Origin of the sequence: Pseudoalteromonas sp. Isolate3 (assembly GCF_022398505.1) — a bacterium.
Classification (GTDB): Bacteria; Pseudomonadota; Gammaproteobacteria; order Enterobacterales; family Alteromonadaceae; genus Pseudoalteromonas; species Pseudoalteromonas apostichopi.
Window position 1 is genome coordinate 1 of record NZ_JAKEVN010000054.1, and the last position, 26,250, is coordinate 26,250.

Below are 26,250 nucleotides of genomic sequence, written 5' to 3' on the forward strand. Positions count from 1 at the left end.
CTATTGAATTAAATGATTAATTGTTTATACATTTTTTTAACCGCGTGGTTATTTATCTTGCGATAAGCTGTAAACGTAAGCAGTTAGTAGGTGTACTTTATCTTCACCTAAAATGTCTTTCCATGCTGGCATTACACCTGCGCGGCCATTGGTTAGTGTTTCTTCAACAGCACGTTTTGAACCACCATATAACCAGATGTTATCTGTTAGATTAGGTGCACCAAATGGTAAGTTGTGTGCAACCGAACCTTTACCGTCAGCACCGTGACACGCAGCACACATTGCAAACTTAGCAGCACCTGCAGCAGCGTCTTTTTGGTTAACTGTACGGCCTGAAAGGCTAAGTACGTGAGCAGTCATTTCTTTAATGCCTTGCTCGCCAAGCGCATCACCCCATGGTGGCATCGCAGCTACACGACCATAAAGAAGTGTTTCTTTGATTTTGTCTGGTGTGCCACCATATAACCAATCGTTATCCGTTAGGTTAGGGAAGCCTTGACCACCACGTGCATCTGAACCATGACATTGTGCACAGTTTTGTGAGAACAAACGTTGACCAATCTCAAGCGCTTTTTCATCTTTAACTAGTGTTTCAATATCTTGTTTTGCAAATGACTCAAAGATTGGGCCAAAACGCTCATCAGCGGCAATAAATTCTTGGTCTAATTGAACGTTCTCACCATTAGCTAATGCTTGTTCAGTCGCTTCTTTAGACTCAGCTAGAGAAGTAATACCTTGGTTAGAACTTGTCCATTTACCTAAACCTTCCCAGTTACCTAAACCAGGGTAGGCTGCAAGATAGTATACAGACCAAATAAATGTTGCGAAGAACATGTAAGTCCACCATTTTGGAAGTGGGTTATTTAGTTCTTCAATGCCGTCAAACTCGTGACCACAGCTTTCGCCTTCTTTAACACCTGTGTAGTTTTTCAAGTTCCACAGAAGTAGGCCGAAGATGATAGCAAGACACGCTAGGGTTAATACAATAACCCATATACTCCAAAAGCTAGTCATTTCTCAGACTCCTTTTCCTCGTTAGAGATTGTGTTGTTGTGTTTTTTTTCATCTTCAAATATGGCATTAGCAGCGTCATCAAATCGGCTTTTGCTACGCTTGCTGTATGCCCATACAACAATCACAATAAACAGTACTAAAATTACCAGAGTCAAAATGCCTCTGTATGTTCCGTAATCCATAATAATTACTTCAAGTGTGTGCCAAGCTGTTGTAAGTAAGCGATTAGAGCTTGCATTTCAGTTGCGCCTTTACCATCGTTCATGGCTTCGATTTTCGCAATGTCAGCTTGTAGCTCTTCGTCACTACCATAACCTTTACCGTCGTAACGGTCGCTAGCTTTGTCAATTCCGAAGCTATCACGGAATATTTGAAGCTTTTTAAGTGTATGGGTCGTATCGACTCTGTTTTCGTCTAACCAAGGAAACGCTGGCATGTTTGACTCAGGAACCACTGCACGTGGATCCATTAAGTGAGCATGGTGCCAATCGTCTGAGTAACGCTCACCAACACGAGCTAGGTCAGGACCAGTACGTTTAGAACCCCATTGGAATGGGTGATCCCATACTGACTCACCAGCTACAGAGTAGTGACCATAACGCTCAACCTCGTCACGGAAAGGGCGAATCATTTGTGAGTGACAGTTGTAACAACCTTCACGCACGTAGATGTCACGGCCTTCCATTTCTAATGCTGTAAGAGGGCGTAGGCCATCAACAGGTTTAGTCGTATCATCTTGGAACATTAGTGGAGTAATCTCAACTAGTGCACCAAAGCTGATTGCAAAGACAGTCAAGATAGCCATAAGGCCAACGTTCTTTTCGACTATTTCGTGTTTGTTTTGTGAATTATTATTGCTCATCGTGCTACTCCATTATGCCAATTGTGCGTCAGCGTCTAGTTGAAGCGAATCTTTCTTCGCAGCAATAGTACGATAAACGTTGTAAGCCATAATTAGCATACCTGTTACGATGAATACACCGCCTAGGAAACGCATAACATAGAACGGATACGAAGCTTCTAATGACTGTACAAAGCTGTACATTAACGTACCGTCTGAGTTTACTGCACGCCACATTAGACCTTGCATAACACCTGAGATCCACATTGCTACGATGTATAAAACAACACCAACAGTGTGTAACCAGAAGTGCGTGTTAACTAGTTTAACACTGTACATACGGCCTTGTGAGAATAGTGCAGGGATTAGGTGATAGATAGCACCGATAGAAATCATTGCAACCCAACCTAGTGCACCTGAGTGTACGTGACCTACAGTCCAGTCAGTGTAGTGAGAAAGCGCGTTTACTGACTTGATAGCCATCATTGGGCCTTCGAATGTAGACATACCGTAGAAAGATAGAGAAACAACTAAGAAACGTAGTACTGGGTCAGTACGTAGTTTATGCCATGCACCTGATAACGTCATGATACCGTTGATCATACCACCCCAAGATGGAACGAATAGGATAACTGACATAACCATACCTAAGCTTTGCGTCCAATCTGGAAGCGCAGTGTAATGTAGGTGGTGAGGACCTGCCCAGATGTACAAAGAAACAAGAGCCCAGAAGTGAACTACCGATAGACGGTATGAATAAACAGGGCGGCCTGCTTGTTTTGGTACGAAGTAGTACATCATACCTAAGAAACCAGCAGTTAATAAGAAACCAACAGCGTTGTGACCGTACCACCACTGAACCATTGCATCTACAGCACCTGCGTAGATAGAGTATGATTTAGTTAGTGAAACTGGAATTGCCATGCTGTTTACAATGTGTAAAACGGCAACAGTAATGATGAAACCAGCGTAGAACCAGTTCGCAACATAGATGTGCGATACTTTACGCTTGATTAACGTACCAAAGAATACAACTGCGTAAGTCACCCAAACAACGGCGATAAGAATATCGATTGGCCATTCAAGTTCTGCGTATTCTTTAGAGCTTGTGATACCTAATGGTAAGGTAATCGCTGCTAGTACGATAACAAGTTGCCAACCCCAGAAGGTGAAGGCTGCTAGTTTATCTGAGAAAAGGCGCGTTTGACATGTACGTTGTACGACGTAATAAGACGTCGCAAAAAGTGCACTTGTACCAAATGCGAAAATTACTGCGTTCGTGTGTAACGGACGTAGTCGAGAGTAAGTTAACCATGGTGTATCAAAGTTAAGTGCTGGCCAAGCTAATTGGGCAGCAATCAGAACCCCAACACTCATGCCAACGATGCCCCAAATCACTGTCATAATAGCGAATTGGCGTACAACTTTATAATTGTACTCAGTTTGTGATGCTACTGTTTGGCTCATTTTCTGGCTTCCGCTGCAATTAATGCGTTTTAGAAATGAATTACCCACTTTATTAAAAGTGGGGCCTACTATTACTTCACAAGCGTGTTACCTAAAGCCAACTTAGAGGTGCTAGCTTCAGAAAACAAACTCGAGAAACCCTTATTTTTGCGATGGAAATGATAAAATTTTTGACCTTAAAAAGATAGGTCAATTGCATAAAATTATGACATCAATCAAATTTTAGCGCTTTGTTGGTTATTTTTTGTCAGAGTTTGTATTTTTATTAGCTTATTCCATCTAGCATGGTTGTCTTTTCGCGGGTAGCTAATTAGTATCCGCTTTTATTTTATACAGGCAAATAGAGTGCGAACTAGTTTATTCACCGTGTTCCTTTTTAGTGTATTTTTAGCTGCATGTGATAGCCAAAGTATAGAAGAGGACAGCACAAGTACAAGTTGTGAGAACAATCGTCATTGTTATTACCCAAATAATGCAGAAGCTTGGCTGAGTAACCCAGACATCAGCCCGGAAACGCCTTTTGCAATTAACCTAAAGCTGCCAAACGGGGCCAAAAATCTAGCTGCAAAACTTGAAGGTGTCACTATGTATATGGGATTCATCCCACTACAGTTTAAACGCAAAGGGCAGGTTTGGGTTGCTGACACTATGGTCGGAGCGTGTTCTGAACCTGTTATGACTTGGAAAATGACGCTTACTTATAACACTGTTGATAATCAGCCTCGTACTTTGTTTTATTATTTCGATTCAATTCAAACTCGCTAACACCAACCTCTATTTTTATTACTCACAGCTTCGAATTTCGCTGAAGATGTGAGTAACGTCATTACCTTGTCATTTATTTATACTTTAATGCTCTTCATTAAACGTATTTTTATACGTTAGTTTCAAACTGATGGAACAAAAGTAAAAAATCATCCTCTAATTCACTGTTTAACAGGCTAACTTTGTCTATTTAGTTAATTTTAGTGAATAAGTATGGTTAGCAGTCTTACCAAGCTTTTACGGTTTTTATAACGTGGTGTGATCAACTTGTAAAAATTTCATTTGTAGCACTAATTGGGCTTTAGTTACACTTGATTACAAAGTGCGTGCAATTGATTTCAATCATGTTTTTTTTGCTACTAAAGAATCTTACCTTTCTGATATAGAAGTGTTTTTTTCTGTTAACATTGATACATCATGAAACCTTATTACCTGAAATGGGTCCGTCATTTTTGTGATGTTTTTTATTTAATCTTCCATTCAGTTTTCGTTCAGTTAACTGAGCCTAAGTTGCCCTCCGCTGACTCGTGATTCTAATAATAACGAGCGCTACCTGATTAAAGGTAAATTTCCAACAAGTAGGGTTTTCACATGAAAAAATCAATTCTTGGTTTAGCTGTTGTTTCAGCAATCCCAATGTTTTCAAGCATGCAAGTTTTAGCTGCTGATGATGCAGCAGAGTCTATTGAAAAAATTCAAGTTACAGGTTCTCGCATTAAGCGTACCGATATGGAGACGTCTAGTCCTGTAACTTTAATCGGCGCAGATGACATCAAAGCAATGGGTGCATCAAGCATCGATGGCGTTCTACAAAAAATGACTGCAGCAAGCGGTGCGATGACTAACCCTGCTGTTAACAACGGTTCAGGCGGTAACGCACGTGTTGACCTACGTGGTTTAGGCGCACAACGTACTCTAGTACTAGTTAATGGTCGTCGTATGATCAACTCTGGTACGGGTGCAGCATCTACTGTTGACTTAAACACAATCCCAGTATCAATGATTAAGCAAGTTGAAGTACTAAAAGACGGCGCATCTGCTGTATACGGTACTGACGCGGTAGCTGGTGTTGTTAACATCATCTTAAAAGACGACTTCGAAGGTCTAGACATGAACCTTAACGGTGCTATCACTGGTGAAGGCGATGCGGACGAAACGTCTTTCGATATCACAATGGGTTCAAGCTTTGACCGTGGTAACGTTGTAATTGGTTTACAATACACTGACCGTGGCGATGCTTCTCAAGCAGACCGTGATTTCTCTGATTGTCCAATCGAAGAAGATTACGATAACGGTAGCTTCTACTGTGGTGGTTCTTCTTACACGCCTTTCGGTCACGTTTGGGCTGAAAATGCAAGCTTACAAGGTCAAGCAGACGGCGAGTGGCACGACTTCACTTCAGCAGGTGATGCTTACAACTACTCAGCAACAAGCTACCTTTACACGCCAATGCGTCGTTTAAACCTAACAGGTATCGGCCACTTTGACGTAACTGATGAAACGCGTTTAGTTTCTGAGTTCACTTACTCTAAGCGTTGGTCAACTCAACAAATGGCTCCACAGCCAGTATGGTTTGACTTCACTTATGATGCAGAAACAATGGGTGATTCACTTCTTTCTCACGGTGTAGCTGACGGTGAAGACATCTCTTACGGTCGTCGTATGACTGATGTTGGTCCTCGTGGTTATGAGCAAGTTGTTGACACAGTTCGCGCAGTAATCGGTCTTGACGGTGCATTCGACAATGGTTGGGGCTGGGATACTTCAGTAGTATTCGGTCGTAACGACTCAGTTGACCGCGCAACTAACCTACTAAACATGGGTTCAATCCAAGACGCAATCGAAGAGGGTGACTTTAACCCACTTGATCAAGCTGATTGGTCAGGTAGCAACCTTGCACAGTACAACTACACTGAAAACAATTCAGGTGGTAGCCAATTATTAGTTCTTTCTGCTGGCCTTAACGGTGAAGTAATGGAACTTCCTGCTGGTTACGTTGGTTTCGCTGCTGGTATCGAGCGTCGTGAAGAAAAAGCATGGTATGTTCCAGATTCACTAACTTCACAAGGTCTTGCAAATGACCCACGTGTTGAGCCAACTGGTGGTCGTTTTGACGTAAACGAAGCTTACGTAGAATTCGCTGTTCCACTTCTAGCTGATGCACCATTTGCACAAATGGTTGACTTAAGCGCTGCTGTTCGTGCATTCGATTACAGCACATTTGGTTCAGATGAGACTTGGAAACTAGGTCTAACTTGGCGTGTAAATGACGAACTAATGCTACGTGCTGTTCGTTCAACTGCATTCCGTGCTCCTACAGTATCTGAGCTTTACCAAGGTAAATCACCTTCATTCGAACAAGTAAACTTCCCTGGTGCACAAGACCAAGCTGAAGTAACTGTTGGTGGTAATGACCAATTAACTCCAGAGCTTGCTGATACAGTAACAGCTGGTTTCGTATACGCTCCAGAGTGGTTAGATGGTTTCTCAATGACTGTTGACTACTACGAAATTGAAATCGAAAACTCAATTTCAAGCGTAAACAACCAATACATCGTTGAAAACTGTCTTGATGCTTCTACGGGCGCATACAAGAACCAAGATACTGCACTATGTCAGTCTTCTGCAATCAACTTCAACCAAAGCACTGGTCGCATTAGCTTCAATAACCAATTACAAAACATTGGTAACGAATCTACTAAAGGTTACGACGTAAACTTCAAGTATGCATTTGAAGCTGCAGGTCTTAACTGGCGCACAGGTCTTGATGTAACTATCCTTGATGAGTACATCGTTGATTCAGGCACAAGCACAATCGATTACACAGGTCTTGTAACTTCAGGTATCGGTAGCTACGCGAAAGTTAAGTCTAACTTCACTCTTAACGCGTCTGGCGACAACTGGGATGCACAATACCAAGCACGTATGATCGACGGCTTAGACAGCTATGCATGTCTTGCTGACGATAGCGAATGTCTAGTACCAAGTGTTGGTACTGTTGTATACCACGACATCAGTGGTTCATACATCCTGAACGACACAGTGTCATTCTCTGCAGGTGTTAACAACTTATTCGATAAGCAAGCACCTTACTACTCAGGTAACAATGACTCAAACACTGACCCGTACACATACGATGTACTAGGTCGTCGTTTCTTCGCTGGTATGAACGTTAAGTTCTAATCTAGTTTGAAATGATTACTAAGGCCCAGTTTTTACTGGGCCTTTTTTATTGTCTGAAAGTATATCAACGCGTAAACTATAAGGGTACTTTTAACAAACGAGGCGATATTGCTTAAACAAGACGAAAACTTATCTTTTATTATCGAGCCTGAGCTTAAACCACGCACAGAGCAACGACTCGACCTATATTTCTCCATTCCGAATGAAATGAGTGTTAATCCACAAACACTTAGTGAAGAATCATTCTTTAATAACAATTTTAAATCGCATCTTGCGTATAACGCTAACAACATTCACTTACCCTTAGTGAGAAGTCGCTTTGTTAGTAAAAACAAAGGTGAACAGCAAGATTATCGGCAAAACTTAAACTTGTATTGTTATCAAGTTCGACTAGCGCTGAATGCCGATATTAAAGACACCCTAAAACACCAAGAAGCCGAAGAGTTTTATCCTGCCGCTATCGAATTGTGCGAGCAAACCAAAGGCTTGTTGAAAAAGCTAAGGCGCTATACCCCAGATGATGAAAAGCTACTGCCGTTTTATAAAAACGCCGATAACTACTTAAGTTGGCATGTAGAGCAGTCATTTTTGAAACTACTAGATGAAGGGCCGCGCAGTAGTGATTTTGCAAAAGAGCGCAGCGAGCTTTTAGAGTTTTGTAAAGCAGAAAACAGTTACCGAGAAGAACAAGAGTATAACTCGCAATCAACACTTGAAGATGCAAATCGTATCACTAATAAAATGCGTTTATTACAACGTTTAATTGAGCATGGGGTAGTGCTTACTCGTAGCACCCGTCATTTAAACAGTTATTTAAAACGTATGGTAAAGGGTACCGTAACTGCTGTGATCATGGCATTTGTGATGTTAGTTGTATTAAATGCGCGTTCAAATTTTACCGAAGTAACAGCGACGTTGATTTTGATCTTAGGTGTGATTTATGGCCTTCGTGAAATATTCAAAGAAGATATTACACGGGTGATCTGGCGAGCGATTGTTAGGGGCCGACCAAAGTGGCGCTTTCAGTTTAAAAACAGTATTACTAAAGAGAAGATCGCAAGCCAATACATTTGGCTTGAATACACAAGCTTTAAACGTATTCCGAAAGCTGTGAGAAAAATCTTTTCTAAGCGCCGGCATCAAAATAAACAGGCTGCTCAGTGGCTACATTTTGCAAGTGAAACACATGTCAGTGCCAAGGCGTTTTTACCTGGATATGATACGCTTCAACAAACCATGCAATTTAGCTTGGCACCGTTTGCTCGCTACTTAAAGCGAGGCGAAGGTAAGCTCTATCATCTTGATAGCAATAAAATCTCTAAGAAAGCGGTAGAGAGGCGTTATCAATTAAATGTTGTATTAGTGTTTACCCAGAGCGAAGACGAGACTTTGTATCAGCGTTACAAGATTACGTTAAATCGCAGCAAGATTGTCAATATTGAGCGGATTTACTCGCAAACTGACATTTTGAAAGAAAAGATAAATGATGAATGATGAAAAAGGGTGGCCTTGGCCACCCACTAGGGTTTATTTAGCGTCTAAACCTGTTTTGCTGTAAAGCGATACTTTGTCTGACACTAGGGTAATTTCAATGTTTTTGTCTTTGTTACCCCAAATACAGTTAGTGTGTAGTGTTTTTTCTTCACACTTATCAGCAGAGCCTAAAATAGCTTCAACTTCAGTTTTATCCATGCCAATTTCAATTTTTTCGTAGTTTTCTAGACTTACTTTTGAACAGCCAGCTAAAGTAAGTGCCGCAGCAGCTGCTGCAATTGCCATATATTTTTTCATAATTGTATCCATTAATGGTTGTAGCGTCTTATTTGCAAGATCATACCCATACGAGGGTGATCAAAATAATGTATCTCGTTACTGATCACACGTTTAAATTGTGAAAAACGTGCTTTTTCATAATCACCGTTTTCTAGACGCTGACTAATATCAAAATCTGCATTTATAAATAGGTAGTGACGAACATAAATTTTCATTAAACCGTCTAATTCCCACTCTGGCACGTTTTGTAGCTGGTCGGGAATAAAACGTTCAGTAGGATCGATCAAACTGATAAAATCGTTATTTTCATTTTCAAGTGATCTTGTGTTTTTTGCTAAGTGTTCTCCAGCAAATAAGCGGATGCTTGGTGCTCTTCTTTCACTCATTTCAGGAAAACGCCATCCTGTATGCAAAATAGGAGATAAGCCCTTTTTATCAAGCTGGTCTTTTTGATCAACAAACTGTAATTGCTCTGGTGCAATTAGATATATTTCGTCAGTATCTTCACGCGGTTCAACAACGGGTGTAACAGGCAGTTGATTATAACTAGCTAAAAAATCAACACTGTCATCACACACATTAGAATGAGGGTTGGTATTGACTAAAGAGTCGGTAAACGAATCAGAGCGAAAGCGGTTATCACCTTCAATACAAGCCTGTTTCGCTTGTGCTGTGTACGCAGGAGATAATATATCTTTGCTACGCTTAGCCTTGATTTCATCGTGTTTTAGACTGAAATCTTCTTGTAAGTAAGGAGCTGGGCGCTGTTTATAAATAAGAACTTCAATTTCAAACCAACGTGTTGCATATGATGAGCTTGTAAATAAGCAACAAAGCAATATTAAACTATTTCTAAACAACATTAATGGCTAACCTTTTTCTCAAAATCTGCAATCATTGCAGTGACCATTTTTAAGCGTTCACGAGCGTTGGCTTCGCTAATTGCAAAGCGCAGTTTGTTTGCGCCATCCATTTTATACACCTGCGGTGCACTTTGTATCAAACCAATGATGAAGCTAGGGTTAACCTTTGTATGCTGGCTAAACTCAAAATAGCCACCTTTCGGGTTTGCTTCAATCTTCTTAATGCCAAGATTACTTGCTTGTAGTTTTAATTGCTGCAAACTGAATAAGTTTTTCGTAGCATCAGGCAGTAGGCCAAAACGGTCAATCAACTCTACTTGTAATTCGTCCATGTCATTGAGATTAGCACAGCTTGCAATGCGTTTATAGATACCTAATCGCGCATTTACATCATGAATATAATCATCGGGTAATAATGCAGGTAGCTTTAAGTCAACTTCAGTTTGCTGGCCAAGTAAGTTCTCTAGGGTTGGCTCTTTGCCTTCTTTTAGCGAGTTTACAGCTTGCTCAAGCATCTCCATATACAAGCTAAAGCCAATGGTTTGCATTTGACCTGATTGATCGTCACCTAGCAGCTCACCGGCACCACGAATTTCTAAGTCATGGGTTGCTAGAGCAAAACCGGCTCCAAGGTCTTCAAGTGATTCAATTGCTTCAAGGCGTTTAACGGCATCTTTACTGAGTGATTTAGGGTTACCAGTGAGAAGATAGGCATACGCTTGGTGATGGCTACGGCCAACACGACCACGTAATTGATGCAGCTGCGCAAGGCCAAGCTTATCTGCTCTATCCATAATAATGGTGTTGGCTGTCGGTACATCGATACCTGTTTCGATAATGGTGGTACATACAATCACGTTATATTTTTGGTGATAAAAATCACTCATAATTTGCTCAAGCTCACGCTCGCGCATTTGGCCATGTGCTGTTGTTACGCTAGCTTCAGGAACCCATTCACTTATTTCTTCAGCAACTCGGTCGATAGTTTCAACATTATTATGTAAGAAATACACCTGACCACCGCGTTTAATTTCACGCAGAATTGCTTCGCGAATAAGTTCTGCATCTCTTTGTCTAACAAAGGTTTTAACCGCTAAACGTTTCGCAGGCGGTGTGGCTATGATTGACAGGTCACGCATGCCACTCATCGCCATGTTTAATGTACGTGGAATAGGGGTCGCAGTGAGTGTTAAAATATCGACATCGGCACGTAATGCTTTGATTTTCTCTTTTTGACGCACACCAAAACGGTGCTCTTCATCAACAATCAATAAACCAAGATCTTTAAATTGAATATCTTGTTGGATCAGTTTATGAGTACCAATAACAATATCTAATTTGCCCTCAGCCATTTTTTCAAGCGTGTCTTTTTGCTCTTTTGTTGAGTTGAAGCGTGATAAAACGCCAACTTCAATAGGTAAATCGGCAAAACGGTCTTTAAAGTTTTCATAATGTTGCTGAGCAAGCAGTGTCGTTGGCACAAGTACAGCAACTTGCTTGTTATCATTTACGGCAACAAAAGCAGCCCGCATGGCCACTTCTGTTTTACCAAAGCCTACGTCACCACATACTAAACGATCCATTGCCTGTTTACTTTGCATATCTCCAAGCACAGATTCAATGGCATTACGTTGATCATCGGTTTCTTCAAATGGGAAGCTGTCGCTAAACTGACGGTAAGCACTGCCATCAAGCTTAAACTTATTACCTGGTTTAGCTTGGCGTTTAGCGTAAATGTCTAATAATTCTGCGGCGACATCACGAACTTTTTCAGCGGCACGTTTCTTGGCTTTTTCCCATGCATCGGAGCCCAATTTATGGAGCGGGGCAGAGGCCTCTTCGCCACCAGAATAACGGCTAAGCATATGTAACGCAGAAACAGGTACGTATAGTTTTGCCTCGTTGGCGTAGATGATCGTAACAAACTCAGTAATCACACCGGCAGCATCAATTGTTTCAAGCCCTTGGTAGCGGCCTACACCATGATCAAGGTGAACAATTGGCTGGCCTTCACGCAGTTCAGCAAGATTACGAATAAGTGCATCTTGGCTGGCTTCGTATTTATGTTTACGACGTCTACGTTGCGATACTTTAATGCCTAATAATTCTTGTTCAGTGATAATGGTTAAACGGGGTTTACCGTCTAACACTACACTTTGTTCAAGTGGCGATACTATTAAGCCAACATCACTAGCACTATTTGTAAAATCGCTGAAAGACTCGAATTCTTTGAGCTTTAAACCACTTGGTTTTAATAGTGTCAGTAAAGATTCGCGACGTCCGTCAGATTCAACCGACAGCAGTACGCGGCCTTTTTGTTTTTTCTCACTAGCAACATAGTTAATTAAACCTTGGTAAGGCTCATGTAGCTTATGATCTATACGTACGTTTGGTAGCTCTTTACTGGCAAGGTTTGTATGGCCTGCTTTAGTGCCTAGTTTCGCTTGAGATAAACGAATACGTGCGTATTTACCAAACTCACCAAAGAGTTCATTAACGCTTTGATATAGTTTTACAGGTTCAAGTAAAGGCCTAAGTGGATCAACACGGCGGTTTTCATAGCGAACATTTACATCATGCCAAAATTGATCAGCAGCATGTTCAATATCGCCAAAATGCATAAACGTCGTATTGCTAGGTAAGTAATCGAATATAGTTGCCAATTCATCAAAGAACAGAGGCATATAATATTCTATACCGGCAGGCCATGTACCTTTGGTGACCTGCATATAAATTGAGTCTTGCTCAGAGCTTGCGCCAAATTGCTCACGATAATTGATACGAAAACGCTCAATGTCAGAGTCGTTAGTTGGAAACTCATGAGCTGGTAATAGCTCAATTTTGTCTACTTTTTCATCTGAACGCTGGCTTTCAACATCAAATAAACGAATGCTGTCGAGCTCATCATCAAAAAAGTCTAAACGGAATGGGTGAGGGCTACCCATAGGATACAAGTCAACGATAGAGCCACGGATAGCATATTCACCATGCTCCATCACTTGTTGTACATGCAAATAGCCTGCTTGTTCAAGATTTTCACGTAGAGTGTGCGTATCTAAGGTATCACCCACTTTAAAGTTAAGGGTTGACCCATAAATAAATGATGCTGGCGCTGTACGAAGCATCAAAGTTGATACAGGTACGATTAAAACACTTTGTTGTTCTTTTTTTAATGTGTTTAACGTGGCTAAGCGTGCAGAAATAATATCTTGGTGTGGTGAAAAATGATCATAAGGCAGCGTTTCCCAGTCAGGAAAGACCATGACTGGGTTTTCAGGCAATAGAAATTCTAACTCAGTTTCAAGGCGTAGGGCGCTTGGCGTATCTGGGGTGACTATCACAACCAGCTCGTTGTGTTGTTTTACACCTTCTGCGATGGCGATGCTAAGTCCGCTGCCAGTAAGTTGTCCCCATTGAATTTTATCTTTCTCAGATTTTACCCAAGGCAATGCTGCCCATTGCGCAAACGCCATTTACTACTCCTTTAAACTGTTTTTACTTGCTTAGTCTCGATAAATCTTAGTTAGGTCTTGATAGTGGTCGATACGACGATCACGAAGGTAAGGCCAAATTCGACGAATGTTTTCACTACGTGCTTGGTCTAATTCAACAACTAACAATTGCTCATCGCTGTTGTTAGCCTCGACTAGAATCTCACCCTGTGGGCCCGCGATAAAAGAGTTACCCCAAAACTGAATACCTTCGCTTTGGCCGCTTGGATCACTTTCGTGGCCAACACGGTTACAGCTGATCACAGGCACGCCATTGGCAACGGCATGAGCGCGTTGTGAAATAACCCACGCGTCTTTTTGACGTGTTTGTTCGTCTTTCTCATCGCGAGGGTCCCAGCCAATCGCAGTTGGGTAAATTAAAATCTCAGCCCCCGACATTGCCATTAATCGTGCGGCTTCAGGGAACCATTGATCCCAGCACACTAATACGCCTAATTTACCAACAGACGTTTGAATGGGCTGAAAACCTAAATCACCGGGTGTGAAGTAAAATTTCTCGTAAAAGCCAGGATCATCAGGAATATGCATTTTGCGGTATTTACCGGCAATGCTGCCGTCAGTTTCAAGTACCACAGCGGTATTGTGGTAAAGACCTGTCGCACGTTTTTCGAATAATGATGACACAATCACCACATTCAACTCTTTGGCTAGTGCGCCTAAGGTATCTGTACTTGGGCCCGGAATTGTTTCTGCTAAATCAAAAACGTCTACATCTTCGGTTTGGCAAAAATATAAACTACGGTGTAGCTCTTGAAGAACAATAAGCTTAGCGCCTTGGCTTGCTGCATCGCGTATACCTGCAATCGATTTTGCCATATTGTCTTGAGCATTATCGGTGTTTGATTGCTGAACAAGAGCAACCTTTAAATGCGTTGGTTTAGTCATTGTTTGTTCCTGCTAAAAAGCCGCGCGGTAATTGCATTGTAATACAGTGTAAGCTGCCAAATTGGTGAATAATTGGCAGGCAATTAATACCAACAACAGTGTGATCTGGGTATGCTTTGGCAACCTGACCAAGTGCAAGTTGGTCGTTTTCGTCACCATAAATTGGCACTAAAACGGTTTTATTGATGATTAAATAATTAGCGTATGTGGCAGGTAGTCGGTCACCGTCTTCATTGAATACCGCTTTTGGCCAAGGTAAGGCAATAAGCTCATAGCTTTCACCGTTAGCGGTTTTAAATGATTGCAGTTGCTTTTCCATGGCATCAAGGGCAGCAAAATGTTCATCATTTTTATCATCACACTGCACATAAACTAGGGTGTTGTTTGGTGCAAAACGTATCAGCGTATCAATATGGCTATCGGTATCATCACCAGCAAGATGACCGTGATCAACCCAAAGGAAAGAAGTAGCCCCTAGTTGCTCAACAAGCGTTTGTTCTATATCCGCTTTTGTAAGTTCTGGGTTACGATTTGGGTTTAATAAGCATTCGCTGGTTGTGAGTAGCACGCCGTGTTCATTAATTTCAACGCCGCCGCCTTCAAGAACCAACTCACTTTGCTGATAAGCATTTTTAGGATTAGCGACTTGCTTTACAAGCACTTGATTAATTTGGTTATCGAGATCACTTGCAAATTTATTGCCCCAGCCATTAAAAATAAAATCCATCACTTTTAATTGGGTTGCGTCATCAATATTCGCGCAGGTCAATGGGCCATGGTCACGTGCCCAGGTATCGTTACACGGTGTCACCACAAAGTGAATGCGACTTGCATCGACATCAGCTTTTGCAAGTAAAGCTGCAATATGTGTTTTTAGGGCATTATCATGGGCCACGATAACAACATCTTGTTGTTGGCTAATTGCTTGGCAAAGCGCTACATACACAGGCTCAACAGCGGTTAAATTTGCTGCCCAATCAGTGTCTAGATGAGGCCAAGTGAGCATAACGGCATCTTGCTCAGCCCATTCAGGTAAAAGTCTAAATTTCATGAAGGTAATAAACAAACTAAGGTGGGGCTAGTTTAGCATTTTAGCCATAGATGTCAGCTTTTTGTGCGCGATAAAGCGCGATTTTTAACTATCTTGCGGATTGTTTTCTTGTTGACGTTTTTTTAGTTGGCGTGTTTGTGCGTGTAAGGCCGCTCGAACGACTAAATCTTGGTCAGCATCACGAATAGCAGTAAACAATAACGTGTATTGATATTTATCATCATCGCATTTTTCAATCGCCACTAATTCGGTGTAGCAATAAATAGCTGACGCCTCATGTTGTAAAAACAACTTAGTGCGAAATGTTTGACCTAATTCATAGACCTCAGATGAGGTAAGCTTTACACCACCACCGCCGTAACTGTCGCAGTAGTTTGCGTTATCGTCTGGTTGCTCAGAGGCTAAGATATGACTCATGATTAAATCGATTTTACGAGACTGCGCCTGTAAAAACGCTGCTAATTCTTGTGCAACATCACCTAGATTACGTAGTGGTCGTAAGCTCGTTTGCTCAAGCTCATTTACTTCGTTGGCAAGTTTGAATAAAGCAGGAATATCGGCCTCGAGCTCAGCATTGGTTTTTGGCACAGCACTTGGTTCAACCGGGTACAAATTGACACGGTTGCTCTCGTTAATTTGAAAAAACTGTTCAAATTCGGCTAATTTTTGATTATTCATGCTGCACTCCACACATCTTTCCTTAATACTAGCGTTCGAAGCTGCAAATTGCTAGTAATCAAATAAGCAAAAAAAGGGCAAACTCATTGTTTGCCCTTCATTTTTTACAGATTACCCTCTTGGGTTTTGACATGTTCTTGTTGGTGATGGTGTGCTATTTCATCAGCAAGCTCTTGTCTTGAGCGTTTTTCAGTTAACTTACGTGCCGTTAACCAATAAAAGAACAGAGGTACAAAGAATACAGCTAAGAATGTGGCTGCCATCATACCGCCCATAACACCTGTACCAACACTATGACGGGCACCAGCGCCTGCACCAGAGCTAAGTACTAAAGGTACAACGCCTAAAATGAAAGCAAGTGAAGTCATGATGATTGGTCTAAAACGTAAACGTGCAGCCTCAAGTGCAGCAGTACTAGCGCTCCAGCCTTGTTGATGTTTCATTAAGGCGTATTCAACGATAAGAATCGCGTTTTTACTGGCAAGACCGAGTAGGGTGACAAGGCCAATTTGGAAATACACATCGTTTGTCATGCCAACCACCCAAACGGCTATTAGTGCACCAAAGGTACCAAATGGCAGGGCAAGCATTACAGACAGTGGTAATGACCAACGCTCGTAAAGGGCTGCTAAAATCAAAAACACCATGATCACTGCAAGTCCTAAGGCAATCCCTGTGGTACCCGAACTGCGTTTTTCTTGGAATGCAGAGCCCGTCCATTCGTAGGTCATATTTGGCGGTAAGACAGCTTCTGCAATACGTTCAACTTCAGCGATAGCTTGACCCGAACTGAAACCAGGTGCTGCATTACCCATTAGTTTAACTGCTGGTAAGTTGTTATAACGATTTAAGTTTTCAGGGCCACGGCTATACTCGATAGTGGTAAAGGCTGAAAGCGGCACCATAGTACCTTGGTTGTTTTTAACATAGATACGGCCAATGTCATCAGGTTTCATTCTAAATTCAGCATCTGCAGACATTAGGACTTGCCATGCGCGGCCAAATTTATTGAAGTCGTTGACGTAATAAGTACCTAAGTTACCTGCAAGGGCGGTGAACGCATCATCAATTTCTACACCCATGGCACGCGCTTGTTCTCGGTCAACATCAACACGAAGTTGCGGTGCATCAGGGCGCCAAAGAGTTTGCAGGCCGCTGATGATTGGGCTCTTTTGCGCTTCTGCTGTCATTAACTGCATCGCTTGTTGAAGTTTGTCTGGGTCGCTATCGCCTTTGTTTTGAATGTAAAATTCAAAACCACCAGTGTTACCTAAACCAAAAATAGCAGGTGGATTAAAGGCAAGTACGAGTGCTTCTTTAATACCCGCCGTTTTCATGAATAGCTCTTGCACAAGTGCTTTGGTATCAACTTCGCGTTCATCCCAATGCTTTTGTGTCACGAATAAAGTCGCAGCACTATTTTTGTAACCACCGCCGATAAAATCAAAGCCTGTAAACGCAACGACGTTTTCGTTAGCTGGGTTTGATTGTACTGCTTTTACAACTTGTTGCGTTACTTCCTCGGTACGCTCAAGTGATGAACCGTCAGGTAAAAAGATTGCAGAGATGTAATAACCTTGGTCTTCATCGGGTACAAGCGAGCCTGGGGTGTTTTGCCAAAGGCCAATCGTTGCAGCAATCATACCCGTCATTAAGATTACACCTAAAAGACCGCGGCGCACCATAAAACCAACAGCCCCCACATAACGGCCAGTTATCTTGGTAAACATAGCGTTAAACCATAAGAAGAAGCGAGCTGTTTGCTTGTGTTCTTGTTTCAAAATAAGTACACAAAGAGCAGGCGTCATCGTTAGGGCGACCACACCCGATAAACTCACAGCAATCGAAATAGTAATAGCGAATTGACGGAATAACTCACCTGTTAAGCCACCTAAAAACGCAATTGGCACAAACACAGAACACAGAACCAGAACGATAGCTACAACAGGGCCACTTACTTCACTCATAGCTTTGACAGCTGCGTCTCTGGCACCGAGTCCTTCTTCATGCATAATACGTTCAACGTTTTCAAGTACCACGATGGCATCATCAACAACAATACCAATCGACAACACCATGCCGAATAAGGTGAGTGAGTTAATTGAGTAACCGAGCATATACATGCCGGCAAACGTGCCAAGTAGCGATACTGGCACTGCAAGGGTAGGTATTAGGGTAGCGCGCCAGTTTTGTAAGAATAAATACACCACTAAGAATACCAATACCATGGCTTCAAGCAGTGTTTTTACTACTTCACGAATTGATACTTCAACAAAACGGGTTGTGTCGTACGAAGTTAAATGTGCAAGGCCAGTAGGGAATTGGCTTTTCATTTCTTCGATAACACTATTTACTTCTTCAGCTACATCAAGAGCATTGGCACCCGGTTGCAAGAAGATACCTAATAGTACTGCTTCTTTACCGTTAATTGTCCCTTTGAAGTTATAATCTTTCGAACCTAGCTCAACGCGTGCTACGTCTTTTAAACGTAAGCTACTGCCATCGGTATTTGAACGAATAATGATATTTTCAAACTGTTCAGGCTCAGACAAACGACCTTGTGCAGTCACACTGTAAACGAGCTCTTGTGGAGATTGAGTAGTTGGTGTCGCACCAATTTTACCTGCAGCATATTGCGAGTTTTGTACTCGGATTGCCCCTGCTATTTCTTCAACAGTAACCCCTAGCTGGCTCATTACATCAGGGCGTAGCCAAATACGCATCGCGTAATCTTTAGCACCAAAAATTTGCACACTGGTGGTGCCCGGAATACGTTTAACACGGTCAAGCACGTTCATGGTGACATAGTTTGAAGTCCATAAACTCGAGCGTGTACCGTCAGGAGAGTAAAAGGCATGCACTTGTAAAAAGCTAGAAGAGCCTTTTTGGACAACCACACCTTGGCGACGAGTTTCTTCAGGTAAACGCGCTTCAACCTGCTTTACACGGTTATTCACGTTTACAGCTGCTTGGTCCACATCAGTACCAATTTCGAAGGTTACTTCGATGGTGGTCGAGCCTGCACTCGTTGAAGTCGATGACATGTACATCATACCTTCAACACCAGTAATGGCATTTTCTATTGGTGTGGCAACCGTTTGCTCAAGTACACTGGCGGATGCACCCGGATAGGCTGCGGTCACTTGTACAACCGGAGGCGCAATTTCAGGATATTGCGCTACAGGTAAACTGCGCATCGCAGCAAGGCCCGCAAGCACAATAACAATAGATATAACAAACGCAAAAATGGGTCTGTCTATAAAGTAACGAGAAAACATAAGACTCCCTGTGCTTATTCTGCGTGGCTTGAGTTAGCGGCTGGCTTGCCAACATTTACTGGCATACCCGGGAAGAAAATACGCGCCATGCCATCAACAATAACTTGGTCGCCTTCTTTTAACCCACTGCGAATTAACCAAAAGTTTTGGTATTGCTCGTTTTCTGGTTTTTTGATCCATTCACCCACAGTGACAGGGGCAGGTAACGCGACATCCATACCTTGCTCGTTTTTACTTACAACATAAACGAACTTACCCGTGCCGTTATCGAGCACTGCACGTTGCGGAACGATGAAAGCGTTTTTACGTACTGCACCACTTAACTCAACGCGAACGAATTGGCCCGGACGAAGTTGAAAATCAGGGTTAGGAATAATTGCCTGAAACTCACTGGTACCTGTGTTTGGATTAATACGCACATCAGAGAAGTTAACTTCACCGGTTTGTCCGTATAAAGAGCCGTCTTGTAGTTTAATTTGTGTTTTCCAGTGGCCTTGCTCAGGTAACGTCAGTGAGCCATTTTTAACATCTTGACGCATTTGCAGTTGTTCACGCTCAGATAAGCCAAAACGAATACGAATAGGGTCAAACTGAGTCATTTGAGTCAGTAGTAAATCTGGGCCAGAAACATAGGTTCCTTCCGAGACAAACTCACGTCCCATTACACCTGCGACAGGGGCTTTCACTTGCGCATATTCAAGATTAAGTTGGGCTTCTTTTAACGCAACTTTTGCAGCGGCTAAATCAGTTTTTGCAATATCATTAGCTGAACTAGCGTTATCGTAATCGCGTTGTGAAACAGATTTTTCGGCACGTAGTTTAGCTAATCGTTTAACGTCACGATCAGCTTGAACAAGCGCTGCTTTTGCACCATCAAGTGCAGCTTGCGCACGATCAACCGCAAGTTGGTAAGGTTCAAGATCAATAGTAAACAGAGATTGGCCTTGTTCGACACGCTGACCTTCTTCAAAGTTACGTGATTCAAGGATTCCGGTAACACGGGCTCGAACTTCAACTTCTTTTGAACCAGACAGCGTTGCTGGCAGCTCAATAGTAAAAGGTGCATCGTGTGTTTCCATAGTCATAGTAGCGACAGCTGCTGGGTGCATTTGACCCTGTTGCTGCTCTGGCGCTTCAGAACAACCTTGCAGTAGCAAGGGTGCAGACACAAGTAACAACGCAGATAATGATAATTTGGCAGGTGCGAAAGGCAGACGCATGTTTACTCCACAGTCCAATTGTTAAGTAGGTATGCATAGAAATAGTCAAACAAACACGAAAGACGAAATTATGCATATTCATTTGTCGTTTAGTTTATACCCAAAAGAGAAAAAGGTACACCCTGTAGTTTACTTTTTATTTAAAACCAAAAGATGACTTAATTTAGCCCATCACTAAGTCGCTTAATGTATTCAAACTAAAAACCGATTTAGGAGGTGGAAGTTAATAAAAAATATAGCCAAATAGTGAGTCGAGGTGGATGAAGTAGCATGATTTTTGAAACAGTAGAGCAAGCTTATGACGCTTAAAACAGAAGATTTTAATGAGTTTATAAAATCTTTGTTTACCAAGGGTACAAAAAATTAACAAATGGCTTGTAATTAAAATGAAATCTCGTACCCTAAAGCAATAAAAATATAATAAAGGTGAGTTAAGGATGACAGATCAAACTGGGGTTATCACCGCTTTTACTGAGATATCGAGCAAACTTAGGCGCTTTGTATCACGTATTGTCAGCCCTGATGATGTAGAAGATATTGTGCAAGAGACGTTTATAAAAAGTTATGAAGCTGATCTTAAACAAAATATCGAATATACTCACAGTTACATGCTGAAAACGGCTAAACATTTGGCACTAAATCACATTGCTAAATGGGACAATAAATACAAAGAATCGTTAGATGAACAACAACAGGTTGAGCATCACATGCGTTCAATGGCACTTGAAGATGAAGTGACCTCAAAAGAACGTTTTTTGTTTTTTTGCCGAGTGACTAACGAATTAAGCCCTCAAATTAAAAAATGTTTTATCTTAAAAAAAGTCTATGGCTTAAGCCAAAAGGAAATTGCAGCTAAAATGGAACTCAGCGAAAGTACTGTTGAAAAACATATAGCCAAAGGCTTATTACATGTTCACCGAGCAATGAAATCACACGACGTACAACCCCAGACATTTAACCCAACCACTGAGTTCACTGCAAAAGAGGTGAACAAATGAGTAATGTCCATCCATTTTCATCAAAAGAAATGATTCAAGAGCAGGCGAGTCAATGGATAAGTGCAATTGATCGCGGTTTATCTAAAGATGAAGTGAGACAATTGCACATGTGGGCTCATCAAAGCACAGCTCATCAAGAAGCATTGTTTGAACTTGCGACTTTATGGGATGAAATGAGCGTGCTCAATGAGTTAAGTAGTATGTTCCCTTATAAAGCACCGCAAAAACAACCTGCAGTGTTTGGTATGGCAACTGCTGCGAGCTTTTTAGTAGTGATGCTGCTTGGTTGTATTATGCTTATCTATTCAAGCTACTGGCAAAGTGAAGAAAACGACTATGCTAAATTTACCAAAATTTATCGCACTAAAGTCGGCGAGCAAGCTGAATTTGTTCTGCCAGACAGCACTATTGTGCAGCTCAATACCAATACTAAACTTGAAGTTGCTTACTCGAGCGATCGTCGTCAGTTGATCCTGAGCCGTGGTGAAGGGCGTTTTAATGTTGCTAAAGATCCTAGTCGTCCGTTTACCGTAATTGCTGGTGATAAATCTTTTACTGCACTTGGCACAGTATTTAATGTTCAGCGAAATTCTGCCTCAGACTTAGAGTTAGTTGTGACTGAGGGCAAAGTGATGATTACTGATCCGAGTACTCAGGTTGATGCCAGTGATTTTAATCGTTTAAAAGATGCTTCAGATAACAGCGCAGATATAAAAGCACTTAAAGCGAATGTGGTTGTATCAGGCGAGAAGGCACTAATAAAACAAAGTAAAACAGCGCCAATTAAGCAGTTATCTGTTGATGACGTCCAACGCGACTTGGCATGGCAACAAGAAATGTTAATTTTTAATGGTGAGTCTTTAGACGAAGCTCTGCAAGAGGTGAGTCGTTATACAGCCACGCGTTTTGAGCTAAATGACCCAGAACTTGCCTCTTTGAAAGTAGCTGGGGTGTTTAAAACAGGCGACATTAAAGGTTTGCTTGACTCATTACAGGCCAACTTAGGTGTAGAACATCAACGTTTAGGTGAACATCGTGTTAGCTTAACGATCGCTGCAAAAGGTTAGTTCTGCCTATGAGAATACGCAATTATAATGATGTTAATTATGCGCCACCTTCTCGTCACAAAAAATTAATTAAAAAAAAGTTAAATTTACATAGCGGATTTTTCTTCCTCACTTGTTTGTTTAAATTGCGCAGTAAGCAATTGCGGTTGTTACCTGCCTCTTTTGTTATTTATGGCCTCACTACAGGCCAAGTAGCAATAGCGGCTGAAAAACAAATGCTGCAATTTGACATCAAAGCGCAACGAGCTGATTTGGCGTTAATCGAATTTGCAAAGCAAACAGATCAAACAGTCATTTTTTCTTTCGAACTAGCGAAGCAATATCAAGCGCAATCTGTGTTTGGTTTTTACACCAAACTTGATGCACTAAATGCGATGCTCGAAGGCACTGAGCTCGATGCGGTTGTTGATCATCAAGGCTTGCTGAGTATAAAACTCAAACAAGTAGATAGGATAGATAATAACATGATCAAAGTATCAGGGGTCAGCGCTGCAGTCGTGCCATTACTGCTTGCCGCCAATACGCAAGCGTTAGCAGAAGATCAATCAGCAGAAAAAAACATCGAAAAAATTGCCGTTGTCGGTAGCCGTGTCGCAGGACGCTCGGTTGAAGATTTACCGGTTCCGGTTGATATTTTAAGTGCCGAAGCACTAGAGAATACAGGCCAAACAGAAGTAGGCCGTATGCTTCAGGCTATTGCACCGTCTTTTAACTTTTCAAGCTCGTCTATCAGTGATGGTACTGATGCACTTCGCCCTGCAACACTACGCGGTTTAGGGCCCGATCAAACCTTAGTTCTTATCAATGGCAAGCGCCGCCACCAAGCAAGCCTTATTCACATTAATACCTCTGTGGGTCGTGGTACGGCAGGGACTGACATGAATGCTATCCCTGCGGCTTCTATTAAACGCATTGAAGTATTACGTGATGGTGCTGCTGCGCAATATGGTTCAGATGCCATTGCAGGTGTTATTAATATCGTATTAAAAGACGCTGAAGAGGGCGGTAAAGCGGCCATCAACTACGGTGAGTATTCAGAAGGTGATGGTGAAACAGTAAATGTTGATTTCAATAAAGGTTTTGCACTAGGTGATGATGGGTATTTAAATACCACAATTAACTACCGTGATCGTGCGCCAACAAACCGTGCAGGTCTTCATGGCTCATGTCAATTTTACGGCTGTACTGAACTTGATGACGGGACGCTATTAGCAGGCGACCCGCGTGAGTTAACTGCACCTCGTGATACGTTTAGAATTGGTGATGCAGATTCACAGCAATTTGCTTTAACTATCAACACTGGCTATGAACTTGCTGGTGGTGAGTTATATGGTTTTATCACCTATTCAAATCGTGAAAATGAATCAGCTGCGTTTTTCCGTCACAACGCAAATGCCAATGGTAACCCTGTATTACAAGATGGTGATGCAACCATTCCTATGGGATTCTTACCGAAAATTAATACCGTTATTGATGACGTGTCTTACAATGTTGGCTTTAAAAAGTCGTTCGATAATGATTCAAGCATTGATTTATCGTACACCTATGGCGAGAACAGCATTGATTACACAACAAGTGACACTATCAATGGCTCATACGCTAACTACCTTCGTTATAACCAAGGTTTAAGCGCGGCAGAAATTCGTGCCACTATCCCCCGTTCAGCATATGCATACGGCCTTGAATTATCACTTCAAACACTTAACCTTGATTACACCAAAGACTACGATAATTTCTCATTAGCACTGGGTGCAGAGCTTCGTACTGATGAGTTCCGTATTTTAGAAGGCAGTGAATACGCATACCGTGATTACGACACTGTTGATGGTATGAGCATCTACTCAGGTTTAAATGGTGGGGTAGGTAGTGTTGATGCTGCAAGTGGTACGCAAGGTTTTGGTGGTTCAGATCCGGCATCATCTGTTGATGAGTCACGCGATGTGATCTCATTCTATATGGATGCAGAAACCTATGTTATTGATGATGTGATTATCTCAGGTGCGGTACGTTACGATAACTACAAAGGCTTTGGTGATACCGTAAACTTTAAGTTAGCGGGTAACTGGTCTGTGACTGAAGATGTGTCTTTACGTGGTGCATTAAGTACAGGATTTAGAGCGCCTTCTATGCAACAACTTTACTTTAATAACGTAAGTACACAGTTTGTTGTAGGCGATGATGGCAGCTTAGTTGCTGAGCAAGTAGGTACATTCAGAAACGACAGTACCTTAGCGCAATCAATTGGTATTCCTAAGTTAAAAGAAGAGAAGTCACAAAACCGTAGTTTAGGTATTGTGTATAACGTAACCGACAATATCAATTTAACCATTGACTACTACTCGATTGATATCGACGACCGTATCGTTATTTCCAACCGTTTAGGTAAAGGCTTATCAGATACGCTTGATGCTGCACTTGTAAGTTCAGGCGCAGGTGCGGGTCAGTTCTTCTTAAATGGTGCAGACACTGAAACCGAAGGTGTTGATTTAGTTGCCACATGGAATACAGAAGGCCTTGGCGGTACGCTAGATTTCACCTTTGCTGCTAACTTCACTAAAACAGATGTAGTTGATTTATTCACGCCATCAGGCAGTGGTCTTGAGACTATTCCGGTAGAAGATGTATTTTCTGCACAAGAAACATCAATTATCGAAGAATGGCAACCAGAAGACCGCATTAACTTAAGTGCGCTTTACCGTTTAGAAGATTGGACTGTAAACCTATCTCTAAATCGCTATGGCGAATACACAGTTGAAGATGGTGGTCGTCAAACATACGGTGCTGAAATCTTAACTGATGTTAAAGTTAACTACTTCTTTAACGAAAACCTGTCATTTAACATTGGTGCAAATAACTTATTTGATGTTTACCCAGATAAGAACACTATTGGTAATTCACGCTCGGGTACGATTGTTGATGCAAGTGGCAACACCATTGTTTCAAGTCCGGGTGTCTTCACTTACTCACGTCGTTCTGCACCATTTGGTTTTAACGGTGCGTACTACTACGTAGGTGCAGAGTACAAGTTCTAAACTCCCTTTAGATTCCTTTATTATTTAACTTTGCAAGGGGCCGTTAGGCCCTTTTTTAGTTATAAAGACGTGCTTATAGATATAGGAACATCTTGATATCGTTTTATTTTATCAAGCAAAGTAACCAAGGTTTTGTGGCTACTTTGCTCACTTGCTGTTACTTGTACATTCGTCATTTCAAACTGAGCGGCAAATAACGCAAGGTTAGCGATTATTTGCTCTGGTGTTATAAGTCTATTTGCAAAGTAAATACTGTCGTTATCAGTGATAGTAAATTGCGCTTGTTTTTTGGGATTATCAAGACTTGGTTTTGCTAAAGGGCGATTGACTTCGATAGCGCGCTCTTTAACAAACGAGGTTGTTACGATAAAAAATATTAGCAAGATAAACACAATATCAAGCATAGGGGTCATATCTACATCAGCGTTTGCAGTGGTTTTTTTATGTTGTTTCACCATAATTAGGTCCTTGTTGTTTTTGACCAAGCCACAAAATTTACAATTAAGTGGATTAGCCATAGTCGTGCTAAGAACACGGATTATTTTTAAAATGCTGGGCGCCACAGCAGTTTTAGGATCCTAAATTTAAAGTTAGCAGCTTTTAAAAATACTGTAGTTAAATAA

At 41.7% G+C, this 26,250-nt stretch carries 19 protein-coding genes; 6 read left to right on the plus strand and 13 right to left on the minus strand.

The window, feature by feature from the left end; all coding sequences use genetic code 11:
• Nucleotides 1-48 precede the first annotated feature (48 nt).
• The 4 genes from ccoP to ccoN are packed head-to-tail and all read right to left on the minus strand — an operon-like array spanning nt 49 to nt 3,322.
• Nucleotides 49-1,014 (minus strand): cytochrome-c oxidase, cbb3-type subunit III, encoded by a 966-nt coding sequence (ccoP, locus tag L1D46_RS11870; RefSeq protein WP_130051647.1) that lies wholly within the window; start codon nt 1,012-1,014, stop codon nt 49-51.
• The gene (locus tag L1D46_RS11875; protein WP_062569269.1) at nt 1,011-1,196 is read right to left on the minus strand and encodes a cbb3-type cytochrome c oxidase subunit 3; all 186 of its coding nucleotides are present in this window, start codon (nt 1,194-1,196) and stop codon (nt 1,011-1,013) included. The genes ccoP and L1D46_RS11875 overlap by 4 nt, the downstream gene beginning before the upstream one ends.
• A 5-nt stretch (nt 1,197-1,201) precedes the next feature.
• The gene (gene ccoO, locus L1D46_RS11880; protein ID WP_130051646.1) at nt 1,202-1,876 is read right to left on the minus strand and encodes a cytochrome-c oxidase, cbb3-type subunit II; all 675 of its coding nucleotides are present in this window, start codon (nt 1,874-1,876) and stop codon (nt 1,202-1,204) included.
• A 12-nt stretch (nt 1,877-1,888) separates the two neighbouring features.
• A complete protein-coding gene (ccoN, locus tag L1D46_RS11885) occupies nt 1,889-3,322 on the minus strand; it encodes a cytochrome-c oxidase, cbb3-type subunit I (RefSeq protein ID WP_130051645.1) in 1,434 nt (477 codons plus the stop codon).
• A 345-nt stretch (nt 3,323-3,667) separates the two neighbouring features.
• Here ccoN and L1D46_RS11890 point away from each other — a divergent pair, with 345 nt between their 5' ends.
• From L1D46_RS11890 to L1D46_RS11900, 3 genes are all read left to right on the plus strand, one after another.
• On the plus strand, nt 3,668-4,087 hold the full coding sequence (locus tag L1D46_RS11890; RefSeq protein ID WP_178926884.1) for a hypothetical protein: 420 nt from the start codon (nt 3,668-3,670) through the stop codon (nt 4,085-4,087).
• A 591-nt stretch (nt 4,088-4,678) separates the two neighbouring features.
• The gene (locus L1D46_RS11895) at nt 4,679-7,270 is read left to right on the plus strand and encodes a TonB-dependent receptor (protein ID WP_130051643.1); all 2,592 of its coding nucleotides are present in this window, start codon (nt 4,679-4,681) and stop codon (nt 7,268-7,270) included.
• A gap of 108 nt (nt 7,271-7,378) precedes the next feature.
• Complete coding sequence (locus L1D46_RS11900; protein ID WP_130051642.1) at nt 7,379-8,764, plus strand: hypothetical protein; 1,386 nt, start codon at nt 7,379-7,381, stop codon at nt 8,762-8,764.
• Nucleotides 8,765-8,797: 33 nt separating this feature from the next.
• Here L1D46_RS11900 and L1D46_RS11905 read toward each other — a convergent pair whose 3' ends face one another.
• The 8 genes from L1D46_RS11905 to L1D46_RS11940 all read right to left on the minus strand — a co-directional run bounded on the left by L1D46_RS11905 (nt 8,798) and on the right by L1D46_RS11940 (nt 20,530).
• Nucleotides 8,798-9,061 (minus strand): DUF3862 domain-containing protein, encoded by a 264-nt coding sequence (locus tag L1D46_RS11905; RefSeq protein ID WP_130051641.1) that lies wholly within the window; start codon nt 9,059-9,061, stop codon nt 8,798-8,800.
• Between the two features lie 11 nt (nt 9,062-9,072).
• Nucleotides 9,073-9,906: a CsiV family protein gene (locus L1D46_RS11910; RefSeq protein WP_239977586.1), complete on the minus strand. Its 834-nt coding sequence runs from the start codon at nt 9,904-9,906 to the stop codon at nt 9,073-9,075.
• Nucleotides 9,906-13,379, minus strand: a complete 3,474-nt coding sequence (gene mfd / locus L1D46_RS11915) for a transcription-repair coupling factor (protein WP_167658828.1) — start codon at nt 13,377-13,379, stop codon at nt 9,906-9,908. The genes L1D46_RS11910 and mfd overlap by 1 nt, the downstream gene beginning before the upstream one ends.
• Before the next feature lie 30 nt (nt 13,380-13,409).
• A complete protein-coding gene (locus tag L1D46_RS11920) occupies nt 13,410-14,303 on the minus strand; it encodes a carbon-nitrogen hydrolase (RefSeq protein WP_239977587.1) in 894 nt (297 codons plus the stop codon).
• Nucleotides 14,296-15,354, minus strand: a complete 1,059-nt coding sequence (locus tag L1D46_RS11925) for an agmatine deiminase family protein (RefSeq protein ID WP_239977588.1) — start codon at nt 15,352-15,354, stop codon at nt 14,296-14,298. Before L1D46_RS11925 ends, L1D46_RS11920 begins: the two co-directional genes overlap by 8 nt.
• A gap of 84 nt (nt 15,355-15,438) precedes the next feature.
• Nucleotides 15,439-16,032: a PilZ domain-containing protein gene (locus tag L1D46_RS11930; protein WP_130051636.1), complete on the minus strand. Its 594-nt coding sequence runs from the start codon at nt 16,030-16,032 to the stop codon at nt 15,439-15,441.
• A 104-nt stretch (nt 16,033-16,136) separates the two neighbouring features.
• A complete protein-coding gene (locus L1D46_RS11935) occupies nt 16,137-19,310 on the minus strand; it encodes a multidrug efflux RND transporter permease subunit (RefSeq protein WP_130051635.1) in 3,174 nt (1,057 codons plus the stop codon).
• Between the two features lie 14 nt (nt 19,311-19,324).
• Nucleotides 19,325-20,530, minus strand: a complete 1,206-nt coding sequence (locus L1D46_RS11940; RefSeq protein WP_130051634.1) for an efflux RND transporter periplasmic adaptor subunit — start codon at nt 20,528-20,530, stop codon at nt 19,325-19,327.
• 437 nt (nt 20,531-20,967) lie between these two features.
• Between L1D46_RS11940 and L1D46_RS11945 the strand changes: the two genes are divergently transcribed.
• Genes L1D46_RS11945 through L1D46_RS11955 form a run of 3 tightly spaced genes read left to right on the plus strand, consistent with a single transcriptional unit; the run spans nt 20,968 to nt 25,627 of the window.
• Nucleotides 20,968-21,528, plus strand: coding sequence for an RNA polymerase sigma factor (locus tag L1D46_RS11945; protein ID WP_130051633.1), 561 nt, complete (start codon nt 20,968-20,970; stop codon nt 21,526-21,528).
• Complete coding sequence (locus L1D46_RS11950; RefSeq protein ID WP_239977589.1) at nt 21,525-22,595, plus strand: FecR domain-containing protein; 1,071 nt, start codon at nt 21,525-21,527, stop codon at nt 22,593-22,595. Before L1D46_RS11945 ends, L1D46_RS11950 begins: the two co-directional genes overlap by 4 nt.
• 8 nt (nt 22,596-22,603) lie before the next feature.
• Nucleotides 22,604-25,627: a TonB-dependent receptor gene (locus L1D46_RS11955; RefSeq protein WP_239977590.1), complete on the plus strand. Its 3,024-nt coding sequence runs from the start codon at nt 22,604-22,606 to the stop codon at nt 25,625-25,627.
• Between the two features lie 59 nt (nt 25,628-25,686).
• Here the strand turns inward: L1D46_RS11955 and L1D46_RS11960 are convergent, their stop codons facing one another.
• A complete protein-coding gene (locus tag L1D46_RS11960) occupies nt 25,687-26,085 on the minus strand; it encodes a biopolymer transporter ExbD (protein ID WP_239977591.1) in 399 nt (132 codons plus the stop codon).
• Nucleotides 26,086-26,250: the final 165 nt, after the last annotated feature.

What these genes read in the sequence shown, in the direction of transcription:
- ccoP (WP_130051647.1), bottom strand. Translation starts at nt 1,014, where the DNA reads ATGACTAGCTTTTGGAGTATATGGGTTATTGTATTAACCCTAGCGTGT.
- L1D46_RS11960 (WP_239977591.1), bottom strand. Translation starts at nt 26,085, where the DNA reads ATGGTGAAACAACATAAAAAAACCACTGCAAACGCTGATGTAGATATG.
- L1D46_RS11910 (WP_239977586.1), bottom strand. Translation starts at nt 9,906, where the DNA reads ATGTTGTTTAGAAATAGTTTAATATTGCTTTGTTGCTTATTTACAAGC.
- L1D46_RS11920 (WP_239977587.1), bottom strand. Translation starts at nt 14,303, where the DNA reads ATGACTAAACCAACGCATTTAAAGGTTGCTCTTGTTCAGCAATCAAAC.
- mfd (WP_167658828.1), bottom strand. Translation starts at nt 13,379, where the DNA reads ATGGCGTTTGCGCAATGGGCAGCATTGCCTTGGGTAAAATCTGAGAAA.
- L1D46_RS11940 (WP_130051634.1), bottom strand. Translation starts at nt 20,530, where the DNA reads ATGCGTCTGCCTTTCGCACCTGCCAAATTATCATTATCTGCGTTGTTA.
- L1D46_RS11945 (WP_130051633.1), top strand. Translation starts at nt 20,968, where the DNA reads ATGACAGATCAAACTGGGGTTATCACCGCTTTTACTGAGATATCGAGC.
- L1D46_RS11935 (WP_130051635.1), bottom strand. Translation starts at nt 19,310, where the DNA reads ATGTTTTCTCGTTACTTTATAGACAGACCCATTTTTGCGTTTGTTATA.
- L1D46_RS11875 (WP_062569269.1), bottom strand. Translation starts at nt 1,196, where the DNA reads ATGGATTACGGAACATACAGAGGCATTTTGACTCTGGTAATTTTAGTA.
- ccoO (WP_130051646.1), bottom strand. Translation starts at nt 1,876, where the DNA reads ATGAGCAATAATAATTCACAAAACAAACACGAAATAGTCGAAAAGAAC.
- ccoN (WP_130051645.1), bottom strand. Translation starts at nt 3,322, where the DNA reads ATGAGCCAAACAGTAGCATCACAAACTGAGTACAATTATAAAGTTGTA.
- L1D46_RS11955 (WP_239977590.1), top strand. Translation starts at nt 22,604, where the DNA reads ATGAGAATACGCAATTATAATGATGTTAATTATGCGCCACCTTCTCGT.
- L1D46_RS11950 (WP_239977589.1), top strand. Translation starts at nt 21,525, where the DNA reads ATGAGTAATGTCCATCCATTTTCATCAAAAGAAATGATTCAAGAGCAG.
- L1D46_RS11895 (WP_130051643.1), top strand. Translation starts at nt 4,679, where the DNA reads ATGAAAAAATCAATTCTTGGTTTAGCTGTTGTTTCAGCAATCCCAATG.
- L1D46_RS11905 (WP_130051641.1), bottom strand. Translation starts at nt 9,061, where the DNA reads ATGAAAAAATATATGGCAATTGCAGCAGCTGCTGCGGCACTTACTTTA.
- L1D46_RS11925 (WP_239977588.1), bottom strand. Translation starts at nt 15,354, where the DNA reads ATGAAATTTAGACTTTTACCTGAATGGGCTGAGCAAGATGCCGTTATG.
- L1D46_RS11930 (WP_130051636.1), bottom strand. Translation starts at nt 16,032, where the DNA reads ATGAATAATCAAAAATTAGCCGAATTTGAACAGTTTTTTCAAATTAAC.